Raw genomic sequence first — 19,719 nt, 5'->3', positions numbered from 1 at the left:
CCGCTCCAGCAGCGAAGGGGACGGGCCGGTTCCGGCCCGCCCCCTTCGACATGCGGTCGTCAGCCGACGATGGTCCAGGTGTCGCCGCTGCCCAGCAGGCCGGCCAGCTGCTGCTCCGGGGTCTCGGTGGCCGTGGCCTTGGCCTCGGCCACCTGAGCCTGCACCACACTGTCGTAGGAGGGCCGGGACACCGAGCGGAACACCCCGATGGGGGTGTTGCGCAGGTCGAACCCGGGCAGCCGGGACAGCGCGAAGGCGTACGCCGGATCGGCCACCCCGGCGTCGTGCACGACGATCTCCTCGGTGGGGGTGCCGGCGGTCTCCCGGACCTCCAGCCCGAACCCACCCGGGGGGTGTACGACGCAGAACTGCCCGTCCTTGCCGAAGGTGATCGGCTGGCCGTGCTCCAGGCGGATCAGGTGGTCGTCCCGGATGCCCGGATCCTTGAGCTGGTCGAAGGCCCCGTCGTTGAAGATGTTGCAGTTCTGGTAGATCTCCACGAAGGCCGAGCCCTCGTGCTCGGCGGCGGCCCGCAGCACCGACTGGAGATGCTTGCGGTCGGAGTCGATGGTGCGGCCGACGAAGGTGGCCTCCGCCCCCAGCGCCAGCGAGATCGGGTTGAAGGGCGCATCCGCCGAGCCGACCGGGGTCGACTTGGTGATCTTGCCGACCTCGGAGGTCGGGCTGTACTGCCCCTTGGTCAGGCCGTAGATCCGGTTGTTGAACAACAGGATCTTCAGGTTGACGTTGCGGCGCAGGGCGTGGATCAGGTGGTTGCCGCCGATGGAGAGGGCGTCACCGTCACCGGTCACCACCCAGACCGACAGGTCCGGACGGGACACCGACAGGCCGGTGGCGATCGCCGGGGCCCGGCCGTGGATCGAGTGCATCCCGTAGGTGTTCATGTAGTACGGGAAGCGCGACGAGCAGCCGATGCCCGAGACGAAGACGATGTTCTCCCGGGGGATGTTCAGCTCCGGCATGAACTGCTGGACGGCCGCCAGGATGGCGTAGTCACCGCAACCGGGGCACCAGCGCACCTCCTGGTCGGACTTGAAGTCCTTGGCGGTGAGCTTCAGGGCGACGGGCTCAGACATTCTTCAGGACCTCTTCCAGCATCGTCTCCAGCTCGGCGGCGGTGAACGGCAGGCCGCGGACCTGGTTGTAGCCGATCGCGTCGACCAGGTAGCGCGCCCGGATCACCTGGGCGAGCTGGCCGAGGTTCATCTCGGGGATGACCACCCGGTCGTAGGAGCGCAGCACCGAGCCCAGGTTCGCCGGCATCGGCGCGAGGTGTCGCAGGTGTGCCTGCGCTACCGGCAGGCCGCGCTGGCGCAGGGCCCGGCAGGCGGCGCCGATCGGGCCGTACGTCGAACCCCAGCCGAGTACCAGCACCCGGGCGTCGCCGTCGGGGTCCTCCACCTCGACGTCCGGCACCGGGATGGCCTCGATCCGGGCGGCCCGGGTACGCACCATGAAGTCGTGGTTGGCCGGGTCGTAGGAAATGTCGCCGGTCTTGTCGGCCTTCTCCAGCCCGCCGATGCGGTGCTCCAGGCCAGGGGTGCCCGGGATGGCCCAGGGCCGGGCCAGGGTCTGCGGATCCCGCAGGTACGGCAGGAAGGTCGTGCCGTCCTCGCCGTTGGGCGCGGTGGCGAACTCGACCCGCAGGTCGGGCAGGGACTCCACCTCCGGCAGCAGCCAGGGCTCGGAACCGTTGGCGACGTAGTTGTCCGACAGCAGGATCACCGGAGTGCGGTAGGTCAACGCGATCCGGGCCGCCTCCAGTGCCGCGTAGAAGCAGTCGGAGGGGGACTTCGGGGCGATCACCGCCACCGGGGCCTCACCGTGCCGGCCGAACAGGGCCATGTTCAGGTCGGCCTGCTCGGTCTTGGTCGGCATACCGGTGGACGGGCCGGCGCGCTGCACATCGACGATGAGCAGCGGCAGCTCCAGGGCCACCGCCAGGGAGATGGTCTCGCTCTTGAGGGCCACCCCGGGGCCGCTGGTCGTGGTCACACCCAGGGCGCCGCCGTACGAGGCACCCAGGGCGGCGCCGACCGCGGCGATCTCGTCCTCGGCCTGCATGGTGGTGACGCCCAGGCGCTTGTGCTTGCTCAGCTCGTGCAGGATGTCCGAGGCCGGGGTGATCGGGTATGCCCCGAGGAAGACCGGCAGACCGGAGCGGACCCCGGCGGCCACGATGCCCAGCGACAGGGCCGCGTTACCGGTGATGTTGCGGTAGGTGCCCGGGGGCATCTTGGCCGGCTTGACCTCGTACCGGACGGCGAAGTCCTCCGTGGTCTCGCCGAAGTTCCAGCCGGCCTTGAAGGCGGCCACGTTCGCCGCGACCAGTTCCGGACGCTTGGCGAACTTGCGCTCCAGGAACCGCAGGGTCGAGGCGTATGGCCGGGAGTACATCCAGCTCAGCAGGCCCAGGGCGAACATGTTCTTGGCCCGCTCGGCGTCCTTCTTCGACACGTCGAGGTCGGCCAGGGCACCGATGGTCATCGAGGTCAGCGCCACCGGGTGCACGGCGTACCCGGCGAGGGTGTCGTCGTCCAGCGGGCTGCTGGCGTACCCGACCTTGGCCAGGTTGCGCTTGGTGAACTCGTCGGTGTTGACGATGATGTCCGCACCCCGGGGCAGGTCGGCGAGGTTCGCCTTCAGGGCGGCCGGATTCATCGCCACCAGGACGTTCGGTGCGTCGCCCGGGGTCAGGATGTCGTAGTCGGCGAAGTGCACCTGGAAGCTCGACACGCCCGGCAGGGTGCCGGCGGGGGCCCGGATCTCGGCCGGGAAGTTGGGCAGGGTGGAGATGTCGTTGCCCAACTGAGCTGTCTCCGAGGTGAACCGGTCACCGGTGAGCTGCATGCCGTCGCCGGAGTCACCGGCGAATCGAATGACCACCCGGTCCAGTTGGCGGATCTGCTTGGTCACGCCCGCACCTCGCTTCGCTGCGCGCCGCGGTGCGGCGCGTCGTCCTCACCCGAGAGCCTACGTCGAATCGGCCTCGCACCTTTGCCGGAGGTCCGTCGACTGGGACTGGATTGTGTGGGTTTATGCGGCGTGTTGCGCCGTTTCGCGCCCTCTGGGTAATCCAGATCACCGCCGCGCTGTCGGTCGTGCCCCGGACCGGCGGCCGGTAGGCTGACCTCCTGTGACCGGCTATCTGGGCTCGTACGCGACGCTCGGGCTGCTGCTGCTCGTCAGCGTCCTGTTCTTCGTCGTTGCCTTCTCGGCGAACCGGGTGCTGCGGCCCGCTAGACCGGCCGATCCGCCCGGAAAGCGAACTAGTTACGAAAGCGGAGTCGACCCGGTCGGCGGGGACTGGGCGCAGATGCAGATCCGCTACTACGTCTACGCCTACCTGTACGTGCTCTTCGCCGTCGAGGCGGTCTTCCTCTTCCCCTGGGCGTTGATCTTCGATCGTCCGGACTTCGGCTTGGTCACCGTCGTGGAGATGGCGATCTTCGTGGCCGTGCTCGCCCTGGGCCTGCTCTACGCCTGGCGGCGGCGGATCCTGCACTGGACCTGAGCCGGTTCAGGCGAGCCCTCGTCGGCTCAGCGCGGGTGGGCGGCTGCCCTTGATGCTGGCGACCATGTCCAGCACCCGGCGGGTCTGGAGCACCTGGTGGGCGCGGAAGACCCGGGCACCCAGCCAGGCGGAGACCGCGGTGGCGGCCAGGGTGCCCTCCAGCCGCTCGGCCACCGGCAGGTCCAGCGTCTCGCCGACGAAGTCCTTGTTCGACAGGGCCACCAGCAGGGGCCAGCCGGTGGCGGTCAGTTCGCCGAGGCGTCGGGTGATCTCCAGCGAGTGCCGGGTGTTCTTGCCGAAGTCGTGCGCCGGGTCGATCAGGATCCCGTCGGGGCGTACCCCCAGGGAGACCGCCCGTTCGGCGAGCCCGGTAACGGTCGTCACCACGTCGGCCACCACGTCGGCGAAGGCGGCCCGGTGCGGGCGGGTACGCGGGCTCAGCCCTCCGGCGTGCGAGCAGACCAGGCCGGCGCCGGTGCGGGCGGCCACCTGGGCCAGCGCGGGATCCGCCCCCGACCAGGTGTCGTTGAGCAGGTCCGCCCCGGCCGCCACCGCCTCCACGGCCACCTCGGCCCGCCAGGTGTCGATCGAGATCACCAGGTCGGGGAAGGCGGCCCGGACGGCGGCGATGGTGTCGACCGTCCGACGGATCTCCTCGGCGACGTCGACCTCGGCACCGGGGCCGGCCTTCACCCCGCCGATGTCGACGATCTCCGCCCCCTCGGTCACGGCCCGCTCCACCGCCCGCAGGGCGCTGTCGGCGGCGAAGGTCGCGCCCCGGTCGAAGAACGAGTCCGGGGTGCGGTTGACGATCGCCATCACCACCAGCTCGTCGGGGTCGAACGTGCGTCCACCGAGTCGCAGCACCCCGGACACGCCGCCTCCTTCACGCCGTACGCCGCCCGGCTGGCCGTTTGCCGGACACCGTGACGCTATCCGGTCGCAGGTCGCGGGGCCGCTGCGGTCCGGCGCGCCGAGTGGGGTCGCTCCGCACCGCGGAACATGCCACGATCAGTGCATGGATCAGCTTCTGCTCCTGCTGGTCGTGGCGGTCACCGTCGCGGCGGTGGTGTTCGGCGTGACGCTCGTGGCGACCGGCCGGGATCCCGGCCTGGTGCCCGCCGAGGCGGACGGGCGGGGGGTGCCCTTGCCGGGCGACCGACCACTGCGCGAGTCCGACGTCGGCGAGGTGCGCTTCGACACCACCCTGCGCGGGTACCGGATGGCCCAGGTCGACCAGGCGATGCGCCGGGCGGCCTACGACATCGGGTACAAGACCGAGCTGATCGGGGTGCTGGAGGCCGAGGTGACCGCGCTGCGGGAGGGACGGATGGCCGAGGCCGACGCCCTGCGTACCGCCCGTGAGCAGTCCGCCAGCCTGGCCCGTGGCCCGGCCCCGGACACCGAGGCGGCCAAGGAAGGCGACACCGCCGAGGCGGGCGAGATCGACCTGGGCGAGCTGGACGCCGGGTCTACCGACCCGGCTGCGAAAGCAACCGACCCGGCCAAGGCGACCGACCCGGCGCAGGCGACCGATTCAGCAAAGGCGGCCGACTCGGCCGGGAAGACGGACGACGAGGTCGCGCAGGAGGAGCCGCGGGCGGCCGCGGTGCGCGCGGACTCGCCGTGACCGACCCCGGTGCGCCGGACGAGCTTCGGGAGGCGGCCCAGCGGGGCGCCGGTGAGGTGACCGCCAGCGTCATCGTCAACGCCCCCGCCGAGCGGGTCTTCGCGGCCCTGCTGGCCTGGGAACGGCAGTCCGAGTGGATTCCCTTCACCACCGTGCGGGTGGTCGAGGGCGACGGTGGCGAGGGCAGCCTGGTGGAGGCGGTCACCACCCTGGGCCCGGCCGTGCTGCGGGACCGGATGCGGGTGGTCCGGGTGGACGCGCCGTACGAGATCGGGGTGGTGCACTGCGGCACCCTGCTGCGTGGCCCGGGGGTGCTGCGCTGCACCCAGTTGGCCAGCGGACGCAGCCAGGTGGTCTGGCACGAGTGGTTCCACCTGCCGGGCGGTCCGGCCGGCCGGGTGGCCTGGCCGGTGCTCTGGCCGGGCTCCAAGTTCGGTCTGAGCAAGGCACTGCGGCGGCTGGCCCGGCAGATCGAGCAGGGTCGCCTGCCCTGATCGCGCCCGGCAGGGCGGGAGCCGACCACCACGGAGCCGACCGGGGCGGCGGTCTGTCGGTGGGCGGGCCTAGCCTGGTGGGGTGACTGACCTGATGATCGGGGCCGATGGATTATCCCGCTGTGCCTGGGGCGCGGGCACTGCCGACTACGCCGTCTACCACGACGAGGAGTGGGGTCGCTCGGTACGCGGCGACGACGCCCTCTACGAGCGGATGACCCTGGAGGCCTTCCAGTCCGGGCTGTCCTGGCTGACCATCCTGCGCAAGCGGCCGGCCTTCCGGCGGGCCTTCGACGACTTCCGGATCGGCGCGGTCGCGGAGTACGGCGAGGCCGAGGTGGACCGGCTGCTGGCCGACGCCGGGATCGTCCGTAACCGCGCCAAGATCGAGGCGGCGATCGCGAACGCCCGGGCCGCCCTGGAGCTGCCCGAGGGCCTGTCCGAGTTGCTCTGGTCCTTCGCGCCCCCGCCCCGCCCCCGGCCCGCCAGCCTCGCCGAGGTGCCGGCCCTGACGGAGGCCTCCACCGCGATGGCCAAGGCCCTCAAGCGGCGGGATTTCCGGTTCGTCGGCCCGACCACGGCGTACGCCCTGATGCAGGCCACCGGGATGGTCGACGATCACCTCGCGGGCTGTCACGTCGTGCCGGCCGGTTCGAGCGTGATGGGATAGCGGCATGACGACCGACACCGCACCCCGGGTGGCCGGGGCGAACCCGACGGACGGTACGGGCACCTGGGCCGTGCTGCTGCCCGCCGGCCGGTACGACGCCGAGCGGCTAGTGCACCATGACACGCTGGAGCTGACCGGGCTGGCCGAGGTCGCCGCCCTGCCGAGCCCCGGTGACCAGGTCGCGGTGCTGGCCGATGAGCCGCTGCGACTGGTGGCGGTGGGCCGGGTGGCCACCCCGACCCTCCGGCCCACGGAGGATCCGGACGACCCCCAGTCCGACCCGGGGCCGCAGACCCTGGTGGTGACGTACACCCGACGGGCCTTCGACGAACCGGTGCCGGCCGACACCCTGGCCCTCGACGGCCCGGTGACCGCCCTGGACCCCGGAGCCTTCCAGGATCTGGTCGACCGGCTGGGCCCGCCACCGCAGCGGCAGTCCTGGCTGGTCAGCCTGGACCTGCCGATCGAGGCCGACTCCCGGGCCGAGGCGGTCCGGCTGTTCTGGGCGTACGTGCAGGAACTCGGCCCCCAGGAGCTGCCCGCCTTCGTCTCCCCCTACGGTGACGAGCTGGCCATGCAGGCCTTCGTGCTCGGCGCCGAGGCCAACCAGGACCCGGAAGAGGACGACTAAGCCTCAGCGGCCCTCGAAGACGGCCGGTTGCTTGTTGACGAAGGCCATGGTGGCCGCCCGGTGGTCGGCGGTGCCGCCGCAGATCGCCTGGGCCTGGGCCTCGGCCGCCAGGGCGTCGGCCAGGGTGCCGGCGTCGGCGACGGAGAGCTGACGCTTGATCGCGCCGTAGGCCACGGTGGGGCCGGCGGCGAGTCGGGCGGCGAGTTCCTGGGCGGCCGACAGCACCCCCTCGTCGTCCTCCACGATTCGGTTGAGCAGGCCGAGTCGGCAGGCCTCCTCGGCGCGTACCGGCTCGGCGAGCATCAGCAGCTCCACGGCCTTGGCGTGGCCGACCAGCCGGGGCAGGGTCCACGAGGCGCCGGTGTCGGCGGCCAGCCCCACCTTGGCGAAGGCCATCAGGAAGCTGGTCGAGGGCCCTCCGATCCGGATGTCGGCCAGGAAGGCCAGGGAGGCCCCGGCTCCGGCGGCCATTCCCCGGACGGCGGCCACCACCGGCTTGGGCAGGCTGGACAGCCGGGCGGCGATCGGGTTGTAGTGCACCTGGACGGTGTCCAGGGAGTTGGTGCTGCCCGATTCCAGGGTGGCCACGTGTTCGCGCAGATCCTGCCCCGCGCAGAAGGATTTGCCGGCCCCGGCCAGCACCACCGCCCGGCAGCTCCGGTCGGCCTCCAGCTCGGCCAGGGTGTCCCGCAGCGCCTCCTTGAGCTCCACGTTCAGCGAGTTCATCGCGGACGGGCGGTTCAGGGTGAGGGTGACGACGGCGTCGGTGCGGTCGACGAGCAGCGCTTCGGTCACGGCTGGCGTTCCTTCTGTCGGATCATCCGGTTACCACTGTCGAGGCACTGCTCGACGTACCGGTCCGCAGCCGGCCGGAGCCGGGCCGCGTGGCGGTCGAAGAAGCTGGCCGCGGCGGTGCCGGGCCAACGTTCGGGCAGCAGCGCCGGGGGCAGCTGCGGGTCCCGGAAGAGGAAGGTACGCCACGCGTGCACCAACCGGAATCTGGCCGCGTACGCCTCCTCGTCGCCGCTGCGGGCGGTGATCCCGGTCAGCAGGGTGCGCTGCTCGGCGACGAACTGCTCGTAGGCCCGGCCGATCTCGGCCAGGTCCCAGGCCCGGCGCACCAGGCCCATCGCCCCGGGGGTGCCGGCGGCGTGCGCGGCGCTGAACCGCTCGAAGCTCACCCCCGCCTCGTCCAGCAGCAGGTCGACATCCTCGCCGGGCCGGGTGGCCACCCAGATCTGCTCGTCCAGGGTGCCGTAGCCGAGGTAGCGCAGGTTGGCGGCCAGGCGCTGGCGGTCCCGCCGGGCGGAGGGGGCGTCGAGCACCAGAAGATCGAACCGGCCGTCCCAGGTGACCCGGCCGGTGCGGTAGATCCGGGAGGCGGCCTCGTCGAGTCGGCGTGCCGCCTTCGGTGTGATCGAATATCCGGGACCGGACAGCATTTTGACCGGTTCGAGCCAGCCTTGTCGCACCATGCGGGACACCGCGGTCCGCACGGCCGGTGGGGCGATCCCGAGCGGCGCCAGGAGTTTGACCAGGGCAGCAACCGGTGCCCGGCCACCCCGGGGCCGGAGGTGGTCGCCGTACAGGTCGAATAGTGCCGACCGTGCCTGCATGACCGCACATTGTGACAGGCCATCTCGGGATAAGCTAGATGCTGTTACATCAATGCTGCTTCGGTTTGGGTCCGGCGGTGTTCATCAGGGAAAATCGTTAGTCGGCCCCCCGTGCAAGTTGCGGGTGGTCGTGGCGAAGTGGCTGTGGGGCAACCCACCGACCCTGATGTAGGTCTGAGGGGAGACAACATGGCGGCGATGAAGCCGCGGACGGGCGACGGTCCGCTGGAAGTCACCAAGGAGGGCCGGGGCATCGTCATGCGGGTCCCGCTGGAGGGCGGTGGCCGGCTCGTCGTCGAGATGACTCCCGACGAGGCGACGGCGCTCGGTGACGCGCTGAAGGCGGCTGCCGGCTGAGCCGGCGGGTGTGATCGGCGACGATCGCCGCTGCGGACGGTTCGTCTTGGGCGCGGCTGCGGTAGTCGTGCCCAGGCCCTGAGCCATCGGCTCGCCCGATGGTTCAGGGCCTTCATCCCATTATGTGGGCGATTCCACCCACATCGTCTTCAGGAGGTACGGCTCCGCGTGCTCGCCATTCGTCTGATCGCCGAGCCGGACCAGCTCGACGCCGTAGCGCTGCCCCTTCGTCCCGGTGCCACCGACACCGCCTCGGCCGAACCGGTCCCGACCGCGGTGGCGTTACCCCACGGGGTGGCCGACGAGGCCACCGCGCTGGCTTCGATGATCGGGCTGACCGGACGGGCCGGTGAGGCCCACCGACAGCTGCGACCTGGCTCGACTCCGGCCCGCCTGCTGCTGGTCGGCATCGGGGAGGGCGATGAGGCGGGGTGGCGCTCCGCGGGAGCGGCCCTGGCCCGCGCCGGCAAGAATGAGACCTATCTCACAGTAATGCTGCCGACCGGGGCTACCCCGGAGGCGGTCCGTGGCCTGGTCGAGGGGCTGCTCCTGGCCTCCTACCGATACCGGCTGGGCGCCGACCCCGAGCCACCCGCGCTGACCGGGGTGGATCTGGCGGTCGCCGAGCCGGAGGCCTACCAGCAGGCGGTGGAGGTGGCCCGCACCACGGCCGAGATGACCCGGCTGGCCCGGGACCTCACCAACGCCCCCTCGTCGATGAAGAACCCGCAGTGGTTCGCCGGCCAGGTGGCCGAGGCCGCCGCCGATCGACCCGGACTGCGGCTGCGGGTACGCGAGCCCGAGGAACTGGCCGCCGAGGGCTTCGGCGGGATCCTCGCCGTGGGTGGGGGCTCGGCCAGCGGCCCCCGACTGGTCGAGCTGTCCTGGCAGCCGGCCGAGGCCGACACCCATGTGGTCCTGGTCGGCAAGGGCATCACCTTCGACACCGGCGGCATCTCGATCAAGCCGGTGCCGGCCATGAAGCTGATGCGTAAGGACATGGCCGGAGCGGCGGCCGTGGTGGCGGCGACCCTGGGTGCGGCGGCCCTGCGGCTGCCCGTACGGATAACCACCCTGGCCCCGTTGGCCGAGAACATGGTCAGCGGTGCCGCCTTCCGACCCGGCGACATCGTCCGGCACTACGGTGGGTTGACCAGCGAGACGACGAACTCCGACGCCGAGGGGCGGCTGGTGCTCGCCGACGCGATGGCGTACGCCGTCGCCGAGCTCAAGCCCGACCTGCTGATCGACCTGGCCACCCTGACCGGGGCGAACGCCGTAGCCCTGGGCATGCGTACCGGTGCCCTGTACAGCGACAACGACCAACTGGCCGAGGACATGCTGGCCGCCGTGGCCGCAGCCGGTGAGGCCGCCTGGCGGATGCCGCTGCCGGCCGACTACGTCGAGCACCTCGGCAGCGAACTGGCCGACCTGCACAGCGCACCCACCCAGGGCGCCGGTTCCGTGCTGGCCGCCCTCTACCTGCGCGAGTTCACCGGCGACCTGCGGGAGAAGTGGCTGCACATCGACATGTCGGCCCCCTCCTGGTGCGAGCGGGACGAGGCGGAACTGACCCGGGGTGCTACCGGCTGGGGAGTACGCGGCCTGCTGCGGTGGCTGGCCACCCTGTCCTGAACGCGGCGGTGCCCGGCCCCTGAGGCCGGGCTCAGCAGCGGACCGCGGCCAGCAGGCCGTGCCCGACCGGCAACAGGGTCGGAATCCAGTGCTCCGACTCGCGGAGGGCCTTGATGGTCTCCCGCACCGTCACGGTCTCCGCGTCGCGGGCGGCCGGATCACCGATCCGGCCGCCGGCCAGGGCACCGTTGAGCACCAGCACCCCGCCGGGCCGCAGCAGCCGCAGGGCGGCGTCCACACAGGCCGAGAAGCCGGTGGCGTCCGCGTCGAAGAAGACCAGGTCGTACGCGCCGTCCGCGAGCCGGGGCAGGACCTCCCGGGCCCGGCCGGTGATGATCCGGGTCCGGCCGGCGACGAAGCCCGCCTCGGTGAAGATACGCCGGGCGATGCGCTGGTGCTCCACCTCCAGGTCGATGGTGGTGAGCACCCCGTTGGCCTGCATGCCCCGCAACAGCCACACCCCGCTGACCCCGGTGCCGGTGCCGATCTCGACCACCGCGCGGGCGTTGCCGGCGGCGGCCAGCAGGCGCAGGGCGGCACCCGCCCCGGGGGTGACCGCGTCGAGGCCTACCTCGTTGGCCAGGCTGCGCGCGGTCCGCAGCACTAGGTCCTCCGGCACGTACGACTCGGCGAAGTGCAACGCCGGGTTCACCGAACTGCCGGAACCAGCGACCGTGGCGATGGGACACCTCCGGGCAGCGAGCGGGAAGGGGTGGCCGGGCACTGTGACTCTAGAGGTGACCCGCCACGGGCGCAGCCGGGCACCCACCCGAGGCGACAACCGCTGACCCCACGCGGCACATCCGTGCAATCCTGGAAGCGGTATCCCGTCGACCGCCCGTCCGACGGCGTCCATCGCGGATCGTGGATACCGGGGACGGACTGGGAGGCACCGAGTGACCGACGGCTGGGACTGGCGCCAGCCCGGGGCAAGCGGCGTACCGGCGGGACAGCCGGGGCCTGGACACCCGCCGGGAGGTTCACCGACGACATCGCCGTACGGCGGTGGGCCGGTCGCCTCGCCGTGGTGGTCCGACGCGCTGGCTGACCCGTGGCGGGATCCGTACGCTCCGACCGCAGTGGTGGTTCCGGCCGCTCCGGTCCCGGGAACCGAGCCGGAACCGGTCACCGACCCGGACGCCCCCGGGTCTCCGAAACTCCGCCAGATGCTGCTGATTTCCCTGATCACGGCGTTGCTGGCCGGCACCCTGGGCGGTGCCCTCGGTTACGCCTTCGCGGTACGCGGGGGTGCGGCCGGGCCGGTCCTCGGCGCGGCGGCGGGATCGGTGCCGACCCTGGCCCAGCGTCCGCCGGAATCCCTGGCCGGGGTGGCCGAGCGGGTCCTGCCCAGCGTGGTGACCGTCCGGATGGCGGGGATCGGTGGCACCAGCGAGGGTTCCGGGTTCATCGTCAGCGCCGACGGGCATGTGATCACCAACGACCATGTGGTCGCCGGTGGCACCGGCAAGGCCTCGGTGATCTTCAACGACGGCAGTACGGCCCCGGCGACCGTGGTGGGGCAGGACGAGGAATCCGACATCGCGGTGATCAAAGTCACTCGCAGCGGGCTGCGTCCGGTGGAGTTCGGTGACTCCGACGCGCTGGCGGTCGGCGACCCGGTGCTGGCCATCGGTTCGCCGCTGTCCCTGGCCAACACGGTGACCGCGGGCATCGTCAGCGCCCTGGACCGGACCATGCAGGCCGGTGAGCCCGGGGGGCCGACTCGCTACTACGCCGCCATCCAGACCGACGCGGCCGTCAACCACGGCAACTCCGGCGGCCCGCTGGTGGACGCGGCCGGGCGGGTGATCGGGGTCAACTCCACCATCAAGTCCCTGGTGTCCGAGGGGCAGGAGGCCGGCAACATCGGGTTGGCCTTCGCCATCCCCATCAACCAGGCGAAGCGGATCACCCAGGACATCATCGGCACCGGCAAGGCCCGCCGTACGGTGATCGGCGCCCAGGTGGGTGGACCCGGGTCGAACACCGGCGGGGCCGGGGTGCGCCTGGCCGCGGTGGAGCCCTCCGGTCCGGCCGCCGGTGCGGGGCTGCGGGCCGGTGACGTGATCCTGCGACTCAACGGCAAGCCGATGACCGAGCCGACCGACCTGATCGCCCTGGTCCGCAAGTACGCGCCCGGTTCGGTGGTGACTGTCGAGTATCGCCGGGGGTCCAGTCGACAGAACACTTCGGTGACCTTGGCCGCCGATGCGAAGTGACCTCGTCCCCCCTTCTGGCAGGCCGCTGACGTGCGTAGTCTTGCTGGGTAGCCCGGTGAGGAGGCCCCAGGGGTGTTCGAGAACCTGAACGTGTGGGAGGTCGGCGCGCTGCTGTTGCTGGCGCTGCTGATCTTCGGTGACCGGCTGCCGGCGGTGATCGGCGACGGGCTTCGGATGGTGCGCAATCTGCGCACCATGGCCCGCAACGCGACCAGCGACCTGAGCAAGGAACTCGGCACTGACATCCAACTGGAGGACCTGCACCCGAAGGCGTTCATCCGCAAGCACCTGCTCAGCGAGGAGGAGGAGCAGGCGATCCGCAAGCCCCTCCAGGGCATGTACGACGATCTGCGGACGGATGTCACGAAGGTGCAGAAGGACATCAAGAACGTGGCCACCGCAGCGGATCCCCGGACCCCCGACCCCGCCCCGGTCGCTCCCGCTCCCGCTCCCGCCCCGGCACCGCGTTCCGCCGGCTACGACGAGGTCACCTGAGCGCTCGGCCCCCGAACACCCCCGCTACGCCACACCGCCGGTCACCTCAGAGGTGGCCGGCGGTGTGTGGTTGGTCAGGATCGCGGGTCAGCGACCGGAGGGCTTGAGGCCCAGGGGCTTACCGAGCAGGGACTCGCGGCGCAGGGCCAGCCGGTCGGCTACCTGGTTCAGGGCCTTGGCCGCCGGGGACTCCGGCTCGGCCAGCACGATCGGGTTCCCCTCGTCGCCGGCCTCCCGTACCCGGGTGTCCAGGGGCACCTGGCCCAGCAGCGGCACCTGGGCCCCGATGGTCTGGGTCAGCGAGTCGGCCACCGTCTGGCCGCCGCCCGCCCCGAAGACCTCCATCCGGGAGCCGTCCGGCAGTTCCAGCCAGGACATGTTCTCGATCACCCCGACCACCCGCTGGTGGGTCTGGAGCGCGATGGCACCGGCCCGCTCGGCCACCTCGGCGGCGGCGGCCTGGGGGGTGGTGACCACCAGGATCTCCGCGTTGGGCAGCAACTGGGCCAGGGAGATGGCCACGTCGCCGGTGCCCGGGGGCAGGTCCAGCAGCAGCACGTCGAGGTCGCCCCAGTAGACGTCCGCGAGGAACTGCTGCAACGCCCGGTGCAGCATCGGCCCGCGCCAGACCACGGCGGCGTTGCCGGAGGTGAACATGCCGATCGAGATGACCTTCACCCCGTGCGCCTGCGGCGGCATGATCATGTCTTCGACCCGGGTGGGACGGCCGTCCGCGCCGAGCATCCGGGGCACGGAGTGTCCGTAGATGTCCGCGTCGACCACCCCGACGGACAGGCCCCGGGCGGCCAGCGCGGCGGCCAGGTTCACCGTCACGCTGGACTTGCCCACCCCGCCCTTGCCGCTGGCCACCGCGTACACCCGGGTGCGGGAGCCCGGCTGGGCGAAGGGGATGACGGGCTCCTCGGTGGCGCCACCACCGCGCAGCTTGGCCTGGAGTTCCTGGCGCTGCTCCGGGCTCATCACCCCGAATTCGATCTCGACCCCGGTGATTCCGCTCACCGCGCTCACCGCGGCGGTGATGTCCGAGCGCAGCTTGTCCTTCAACGGGCAGCCGGCCACGGTGAGCAGCAACTCGACCCGGACCACACCGTCCTCGCCGACCTCGGCGGAGCGGACCATGCCGAGTTCGGTGATCGGCCGGCGGATCTCCGGGTCGTTGACGGTGGCCAGGGCGGCCTGAACAGCGTCGTTGACGGTGCTGACGGGAGCTGACATGGCGGCAATGTTACGTCGGGGACCGACCCGTACCGGCGTCAGCGGGGGGCGGTTGTGAGCGACTCGATCAGGTTTCCCTCTGGTGGGGGGTGTCGGAGTTCCGCCGACCCTCCCTCGGATGATCACCGTCCAGCTCGTCGCGCGGCTCGTCGAGACCCTCACCACCGCCCCGGCCGGCGGCACCCTCCCGCTGGCGGCGCTCCAGCCGCTGCCGGCGCTGGGCGGCCTCGTCCAACTCCTCGGCCAGCCGGGACAGCTCCGAGCGGAGGAAGTCCCGCGTCGCCACCTCACCCAACGCGATCCGCAGGGCCGCGATCTCCCGGGCCAGGTACTCCGTGTCGGCCTTCTGCATCGTCGCCCGGCGGCGGTCCTCGTCCGAGGCCACCCGGTCGCGGTCGGCCTGCCGGTTCTGGGCCAGCAGGATCAGCGGGGCCGCGTAGGAGGCCTGGATCGACAGCACCAGGGTCAGGAAGGTGAAGGTGTACGGGTCGAAGCGCAGGTCCGCCGGGGCCAGGGTGTTCCAGGCGAACCAGGCCCCGATGACCAAGGTCATGTAGACGATGAAGTTCGCCGTACCCATGCCCCGGGCGATGCCCTCGGCCCAACGGCCGAAGGTCTCCTGGTCGATTCGGGGCAGCTTCAGCCCGCGGGGCTCCCGGGGCAGGTCCAGCCGCTCCGCTCGGCGCTGTTCAGACATCCCTGCCCTCCGTCGCCGGGTCGTGGTTGGTGCTCATCGCCGCGCTCCGGTCCCGCCAGTCCCGGGGCAGGGAATGGTCCAGCACGTCGTCCACGGTGACCGCCCCCACCAGCCGGTTGTTCCGGTCGATCACCGGCATGGCCACCAGATCGTAGGTGGCCATCCGGCGGGTGATCTCCGGCAGCGGGGTGGTCGGGCGCAACGGGTCGATGTCGTTGACCACCACCCCGCCGAGCAGGTCGGCGGGGGGCTCACGCAGCAGCCGCTGGAAATGCACCATGCCCAGGTAGCGGCCGGTCGGGGTGGTCATCGGCGCCCGGGTCACGAACACCTGCGCGGCCACCGCCGGGGACAGTTGCGGCTCCCGGATCCGGGCCAGGGCCTCCGCCACCGTGGCGTCCGGCGGCAGGATGACCGGTTCGGAGGTCATCACGCTGCCGGCCGTACCCGGGGTGTACTTCAGCAACTGCCGGACCGGGTCGGCCTCGCCCGGTTCCATCAGGTCCAGCAGCACGTCCTGCTCCGGTGGGGACAGCTCACCGAGCAGGTCGGCGGCGTCGTCCGGGTCCATCTCCTCCAGGATGTCGGCCGCCCGTTCACGGTCCAGGGCGGCCAGGATCTCTACCTGGTCGTGCTCGGGCAGTTCGCTGAGCACATCGGCCAGCCGCTCGTCGTCCAGGGCCGCCGCGACCTCGTTGCGCCGACTGTCCGGCAGGTCCTGCAACGCGTTGGCCAGGTCGGCCGGGCGCATGTCCTCCAGCACGGCCAGCAGGTTGGCCGTGCCCCGGGCGTCGGCGACCCCACTGAGTCCGCGTACGTTGTCCCACTCGACCTGGTGCAGGTTGCCCCGGCGGGTCAGCCGGCCGGTCTGCTCCCGTACCGCCACCCGGGTCAGCGACCACTCGCCGCTGCGGCTGCACTCCATCGCCACGTCGACCACGGTCCCCGCCCGGCCTTCCGGTTGGACCTGCACCCGGCGGTCCAGCAGTTCCTGGAGCACCAGCAACTCGTTGGGGCGCTTCTCGAACCGACGCAGGTTCAGCGTCCCGCTGCCCAGCACGACCGCGTCGGCGTCGATCGAGGTGATCCGGTTGATGGACAGGAAGATCCGCCGACGCATCGGCATCTCGGCGACCAGTCCCACCACCTCAGGTGACCGCTGGCCGGACCGCAACCGCGCCACCGCGTCACGGACCCGACCCACCTGGTCACCGTTGGGGTCGAAGACGGCGACTCCGGAGAGGCGGGCGAGGTAGACCCGGGTCGGCGTGCTCACGCGCACCAGCCTAAGCGCCTAGGGTTTATCAACATGTCGACCTTGGCTTACGAGATCGTGGACGTGTTCACCGATCGGCCGTACGCGGGAAACCCGCTCGCGGTGGTGTTCGGCGCCGAAGGGCTGGCCACCGAGCAGATGCAGGCGCTGGCCCGGGAGTTCAACCTGTCGGAGACCGTCTTCGTGCTGCCCGCCACCCAGGTCGGCGCCACCTACCGGGCCCGGATCTTCACCCCGGTGGAGGAACTGCCGTTCGCCGGCCACCCCAGCGTGGGCGCGGCGGTCACCGCCAGCCGACGGGGGATGTTCGCGCCCGGACAGGTCACCCAGGAGTGCGGGGCCGGTGTGCTGCCCATCGAGGTGACCCCGGGGGGTGCGACCCTCACCGGCGGGATGCCCACCCTCGGGCCGGAACTGGATCCCGAGCCGCTGCTGGAGATGGCCGGTCTGAGCGCCGGCGACCATGTCGGCCCGGCGCCCCGGGTGGCCGGCTGCGGTCTGGAGTTCCCCTTCCTGCCGGTGCACCCCGACGCGCTGGCCCGGGCCCAGGTCGACTCGGTAGCGGCACGACGGTACGGAATCGAGCATGTCAGCGTCTTCTCCTGGGAGGCCGCCTCGCAAACCGCGTACGCCCGGGTCTTCGTGCCCGGCCTGGGGGTGCCGGAGGATCCGGCCACCGGCTCGGCGGCCCTGGGGCTGGGGGTGTGGTTGGTGGCCAGCGGCCTGCTGCCGGGGGAGGGGCGTTCGTCGTACACCGTCCGGCAGGGGGTGGAGATGGGCAGGCCCTCCTCCTTGGCCTGCACGGTCACCGCAGCCGGGGGTACGGTGCTGGGCGCCACCGTGGCCGGCCAGGTGATGGCGGTGGCCCGGGGAGAGATCCTGATCCCGCCCTTCGTCGGCTGACCGGCCGACACGGGAGGGGCCTGGTGGGAGAGGATGCCGTGGTGACCGACACGCACAACACCCCGCTGGTCGAGGAAGCCACGAAGAAGGCCTCGGTGGCCTGGGTGGCGGTTGCCGAGGGCCCGGCACTGGCCTTGTGGTGCGTGCCACATCAGGGTGCCCTGTTCGTGGTCAGTGGTCCCGGGGAGCAGTCCGCGCCGGGGTTGGCCGAGGCCGACCAGGCGCAGGTGACCCTCCGCGGTGACCATGGCGGCCGGATCATCACCTGGACGGCCCAGGTGTCCCGGGTGCTGCCCGGGACCGAGGAGTGGGACACCCTGGCTCCCCTGGTGGGAGCCAAACGGCTCAACGCCCCCGGCCCCACGGCCGACCTGGTGGCCCGCTGGGCGGCCGAGGACTGCGCCCTGGTGCGGCTGACCCCGGCCGGAGAGGCGGTGCACGGTGGGCGGTTGCCGGCCGACTCGCTGGCCGAGCCACCCCGAGCCACCCCGGCGGTACGGGAGGTCCGCAAGCCCTTCCGGCTGCACCGGGTACGCGGTCACTGACCGGCGAGGGGCACGGTCACCGGGCTGCTGTCGACCAGTCCGACCACCTCACCGAGGGTGAGCAGAGCCGGGCCCACCCAGCCGCTGTCGACCCCGAACACCAGATGGTCGACCAGATCGGGGGCGGCCAGCCGGACGGCGGTAAGCCCGGCCTGCTGGGCCCCGGTCAACTCCTGGCTGCCACCGTCACCCACATAGAGGCAGTCCCTCGGCGGCAGTCCCAGGCGGGCGCAGGCGGCCAGGTAGAGCGCCGGGTCCGGCTTGCAGCGTCCCACCTGGATGGAGAAGATCCGCACGTCCAGCAGGGGCGCTACGGCCAGTTCCGGCAGGAACAGCGGCAGTTCGTGGGTGCAGTCGCTGATCACCCCGGTCCGCATCCCCCGGTCCCGCAGGGCCCGCAGGGTCGGCACGGCGTCCACCCGTAACCGGGTGTCGGCCCGGATCGCCCGCTGCCGGCAGGCCACCGCCGCCCGCAGGGCCTTTTCCGAAGGGCGCACCCCGGCCTGTTCGCAGACCCACCGCAGGGTCGCCTCGGCGGTGCCGAAGCGACCGCAGGCGCGCTCGTAGAAGCTGCGGTCCAGCACCTCGACGAAGTCCTCCGGTGGGCAGCCGAGCAGCTCGGCGGTGGCCCGGTGGCCGCTGCCCCGCTGAACCGGACCGGTCAGGGTGCCGAAGAAGTCGAACAGCACCGCCTGAAACCTGGGCATCTAAAGGCGCCTCCGGCGCGAGGGAGGGGTCCCGACGGGACGCGCGTGATCGTAACCGAACGCTGACAGATCGTGCCCGAAAGTCGGCGTGTGAGGATTACCCCTCGTGCCCCTCGAACCGCATCGTCCACCCCGTGACCTGCTCACCACCGGCGCTCTGGCCCTGGCCGTCGTCGCGGTGTCCTCGTCCGCCCCGCTGATCGCCTTCGCCGCCGCGCCCGCCCTGGCGGTCGCGTTCTGGCGCAACATGATCGCGGTAGGGGTGCTCAGTCCCTTCGCGGTGATCCGGCGGCGGGCCGAGTTCCGGTCGTTGGTAGCCGGAACCGGGCGGCGGGAGGGGATGTTCTGTGTGCTGTCCGGGGTGGCGCTGGCGGCGCACTTCGCCACCTGGATGCCGAGCGCGAAGCTCACCTCGGTGGCGGCGGCGACCGCCCTGGTGGCCACCCAGCCGGTCTGGCAGGGGCTGATCGCCCGGGCCCAGGGTCGTCGCCTCCCAGCCGGGGTGTGGGCCGGTATCGGGGTGGCCGTCGTCGGTGCCGTACTGGCCACCGGCGCCGATTTCACGGTCTCCGCCGAAGCCTTCACCGGTGATCTGCTGGCGGTGGCCGGGGGGCTGTTCGCGGCGATCTACACGGCCCTGGGCGAGCGGGCCCGGGTCACCGTCAGCACGGCCACCTACACCACCATCTGCTACGGGGTGTGTGCCCTGATCCTGCTGGTGGTCTGCCTGGTGGCCGGGGTGCCGCTGGGCGGCTTCGACACCGGGACCTGGGTGGCCGTGCTGGCCCTGGTGGCCGGCGCCCAACTGCTGGGGCACTCGATGTTCAGCTACGCCCTGCGGCGGGTCTCCGCCACCACGGTCAGCGTGCTGATCCTGCTGGAGGCGCCCGGCGCGGCCCTGATCGGCTGGGCCTGGCTGGGGCAGCTGCCCGATCCGGTGACCCTGCCCGGCCTGTCACTGCTGCTGGTCGGGGTGGCCATTGTGGTGCTGAGCAGCGCCCGTACCGCCCGGCGGGCGACCCGGGTGAGCACCGCCGTGCCGGCGGACGCCGCACCGGTGCGGGACTGAGGGC

22 protein-coding genes are annotated in these 19,719 nt (G+C 71.9%); 12 read left to right on the top strand and 10 right to left on the bottom strand.

What is annotated here, in order from left to right:
• Positions 1 to 59: 59 nt before the first annotated feature.
• Entirely contained in the window at positions 60 to 1,097 is a 1,038-nt protein-coding gene (locus tag OIE53_RS19095) for a 2-oxoacid:ferredoxin oxidoreductase subunit beta (RefSeq protein ID WP_327022894.1), read from the bottom strand.
• Positions 1,090 to 2,937 (bottom strand): 2-oxoacid:acceptor oxidoreductase subunit alpha, encoded by a 1,848-nt coding sequence (locus tag OIE53_RS19090; protein ID WP_327022893.1) that lies wholly within the window; start codon positions 2,935 to 2,937, stop codon positions 1,090 to 1,092. Before OIE53_RS19090 ends, OIE53_RS19095 begins: the two co-directional genes overlap by 8 nt.
• A gap of 220 nt (positions 2,938 to 3,157) precedes the next feature.
• Between OIE53_RS19090 and ndhC the strand changes: the two genes are divergently transcribed.
• Positions 3,158 to 3,535 (top strand): NADH-quinone oxidoreductase subunit A, encoded by a 378-nt coding sequence (gene ndhC / locus OIE53_RS19085; RefSeq protein ID WP_327022892.1) that lies wholly within the window; start codon positions 3,158 to 3,160, stop codon positions 3,533 to 3,535.
• A gap of 6 nt (positions 3,536 to 3,541) precedes the next feature.
• Here ndhC and folP read toward each other — a convergent pair whose 3' ends face one another.
• Entirely contained in the window at positions 3,542 to 4,411 is an 870-nt protein-coding gene (gene folP, locus OIE53_RS19080) for a dihydropteroate synthase (protein WP_327022891.1), read from the bottom strand.
• Positions 4,412 to 4,553: 142 nt separating this feature from the next.
• Between folP and OIE53_RS19075 the strand changes: the two genes are divergently transcribed.
• The 4 genes from OIE53_RS19075 to OIE53_RS19060 all read left to right on the top strand — a co-directional run bounded on the left by OIE53_RS19075 (position 4,554) and on the right by OIE53_RS19060 (position 6,960).
• Entirely contained in the window at positions 4,554 to 5,165 is a 612-nt protein-coding gene (locus OIE53_RS19075) for a DivIVA domain-containing protein (protein WP_327022890.1), read from the top strand.
• Positions 5,162 to 5,659 carry an SRPBCC family protein gene (locus OIE53_RS19070; RefSeq protein ID WP_327022889.1) on the top strand — a complete coding sequence of 166 codons (498 nt, stop codon included), beginning with the start codon at positions 5,162 to 5,164 and terminating at the stop codon, positions 5,657 to 5,659. The genes OIE53_RS19075 and OIE53_RS19070 overlap by 4 nt, the downstream gene beginning before the upstream one ends.
• 82 nt (positions 5,660 to 5,741) lie before the next feature.
• The gene (locus OIE53_RS19065) at positions 5,742 to 6,329 is read left to right on the top strand and encodes a DNA-3-methyladenine glycosylase I (RefSeq protein ID WP_327022888.1); all 588 of its coding nucleotides are present in this window, start codon (positions 5,742 to 5,744) and stop codon (positions 6,327 to 6,329) included.
• Positions 6,330 to 6,333: 4 nt separating this feature from the next.
• The gene (locus OIE53_RS19060) at positions 6,334 to 6,960 is read left to right on the top strand and encodes a hypothetical protein (protein WP_327022887.1); all 627 of its coding nucleotides are present in this window, start codon (positions 6,334 to 6,336) and stop codon (positions 6,958 to 6,960) included.
• 3 nt (positions 6,961 to 6,963) lie between these two features.
• Here the strand turns inward: OIE53_RS19060 and OIE53_RS19055 are convergent, their stop codons facing one another.
• Together OIE53_RS19055 and OIE53_RS19050 are read right to left on the bottom strand one after the other, a co-directional pair.
• Positions 6,964 to 7,755: an enoyl-CoA hydratase-related protein gene (locus tag OIE53_RS19055; protein ID WP_327022886.1), complete on the bottom strand. Its 792-nt coding sequence runs from the start codon at positions 7,753 to 7,755 to the stop codon at positions 6,964 to 6,966.
• On the bottom strand, positions 7,752 to 8,576 hold the full coding sequence (locus OIE53_RS19050) for a PaaX family transcriptional regulator (RefSeq protein ID WP_327022885.1): 825 nt from the start codon (positions 8,574 to 8,576) through the stop codon (positions 7,752 to 7,754). Before OIE53_RS19050 ends, OIE53_RS19055 begins: the two co-directional genes overlap by 4 nt.
• A gap of 189 nt (positions 8,577 to 8,765) precedes the next feature.
• Here OIE53_RS19050 and OIE53_RS19045 point away from each other — a divergent pair, with 189 nt between their 5' ends.
• Positions 8,766 to 8,933 (top strand): DUF3117 domain-containing protein, encoded by a 168-nt coding sequence (locus OIE53_RS19045; RefSeq protein WP_013283866.1) that lies wholly within the window; start codon positions 8,766 to 8,768, stop codon positions 8,931 to 8,933.
• 168 nt (positions 8,934 to 9,101) lie between these two features.
• Positions 9,102 to 10,568, top strand: a complete 1,467-nt coding sequence (locus OIE53_RS19040; RefSeq protein WP_327022884.1) for a leucyl aminopeptidase family protein — start codon at positions 9,102 to 9,104, stop codon at positions 10,566 to 10,568.
• 31 nt (positions 10,569 to 10,599) lie between these two features.
• Here the strand turns inward: OIE53_RS19040 and OIE53_RS19035 are convergent, their stop codons facing one another.
• Positions 10,600 to 11,187 (bottom strand): O-methyltransferase, encoded by a 588-nt coding sequence (locus tag OIE53_RS19035; RefSeq protein WP_327027283.1) that lies wholly within the window; start codon positions 11,185 to 11,187, stop codon positions 10,600 to 10,602.
• Positions 11,188 to 11,464: 277 nt separating this feature from the next.
• On the opposite strand from OIE53_RS19035, the gene OIE53_RS19030 reads away from it, so the two are divergent.
• Both OIE53_RS19030 and OIE53_RS19025 read left to right on the top strand, forming a co-directional pair.
• Positions 11,465 to 12,787, top strand: coding sequence for a S1C family serine protease (locus OIE53_RS19030; RefSeq protein ID WP_327022883.1), 1,323 nt, complete (start codon positions 11,465 to 11,467; stop codon positions 12,785 to 12,787).
• A 72-nt stretch (positions 12,788 to 12,859) separates the two neighbouring features.
• A complete protein-coding gene (locus OIE53_RS19025; RefSeq protein ID WP_327022882.1) occupies positions 12,860 to 13,282 on the top strand; it encodes a preprotein translocase subunit TatB in 423 nt (140 codons plus the stop codon).
• An 87-nt stretch (positions 13,283 to 13,369) separates the two neighbouring features.
• Here the strand turns inward: OIE53_RS19025 and OIE53_RS19020 are convergent, their stop codons facing one another.
• From OIE53_RS19020 to OIE53_RS19010, 3 genes are all read right to left on the bottom strand, one after another.
• On the bottom strand, positions 13,370 to 14,518 hold the full coding sequence (locus OIE53_RS19020) for an Mrp/NBP35 family ATP-binding protein (RefSeq protein WP_327022881.1): 1,149 nt from the start codon (positions 14,516 to 14,518) through the stop codon (positions 13,370 to 13,372).
• Between the two features lie 67 nt (positions 14,519 to 14,585).
• Positions 14,586 to 15,215: a DUF1003 domain-containing protein gene (locus OIE53_RS19015; RefSeq protein ID WP_327022880.1), complete on the bottom strand. Its 630-nt coding sequence runs from the start codon at positions 15,213 to 15,215 to the stop codon at positions 14,586 to 14,588.
• Positions 15,208 to 16,491, bottom strand: coding sequence for a magnesium transporter MgtE N-terminal domain-containing protein (locus OIE53_RS19010; RefSeq protein ID WP_327022879.1), 1,284 nt, complete (start codon positions 16,489 to 16,491; stop codon positions 15,208 to 15,210). Before OIE53_RS19010 ends, OIE53_RS19015 begins: the two co-directional genes overlap by 8 nt.
• A gap of 33 nt (positions 16,492 to 16,524) precedes the next feature.
• Here OIE53_RS19010 and OIE53_RS19005 point away from each other — a divergent pair, with 33 nt between their 5' ends.
• Both OIE53_RS19005 and OIE53_RS19000 read left to right on the top strand, forming a co-directional pair.
• Positions 16,525 to 17,394 carry a PhzF family phenazine biosynthesis protein gene (locus OIE53_RS19005; RefSeq protein ID WP_327022878.1) on the top strand — a complete coding sequence of 290 codons (870 nt, stop codon included), beginning with the start codon at positions 16,525 to 16,527 and terminating at the stop codon, positions 17,392 to 17,394.
• 23 nt (positions 17,395 to 17,417) lie between these two features.
• Positions 17,418 to 17,939, top strand: coding sequence for a hypothetical protein (locus OIE53_RS19000; protein WP_327022877.1), 522 nt, complete (start codon positions 17,418 to 17,420; stop codon positions 17,937 to 17,939).
• Here the strand turns inward: OIE53_RS19000 and OIE53_RS18995 are convergent.
• Positions 17,933 to 18,646 (bottom strand): HAD family hydrolase, encoded by a 714-nt coding sequence (locus OIE53_RS18995; RefSeq protein ID WP_327022876.1) that lies wholly within the window; start codon positions 18,644 to 18,646, stop codon positions 17,933 to 17,935. The two genes, OIE53_RS19000 and OIE53_RS18995, sit on opposite strands and share 7 nt — an antisense overlap.
• A gap of 106 nt (positions 18,647 to 18,752) precedes the next feature.
• Between OIE53_RS18995 and OIE53_RS18990 the strand changes: the two genes are divergently transcribed.
• Positions 18,753 to 19,715, top strand: coding sequence for a DMT family transporter (locus OIE53_RS18990; RefSeq protein ID WP_327022875.1), 963 nt, complete (start codon positions 18,753 to 18,755; stop codon positions 19,713 to 19,715).
• Positions 19,716 to 19,719 lie beyond the last annotated feature (4 nt).

It is taken from the genome of Micromonospora sp. NBC_01739, from assembly GCF_035920385.1.
GTDB lineage: Bacteria > Actinomycetota > Actinomycetes > Mycobacteriales > Micromonosporaceae > Micromonospora.
The sequence above is the reverse complement of the archived record's forward strand: the minus strand, read 5'-3'. Positions and strand labels throughout refer to the sequence as shown.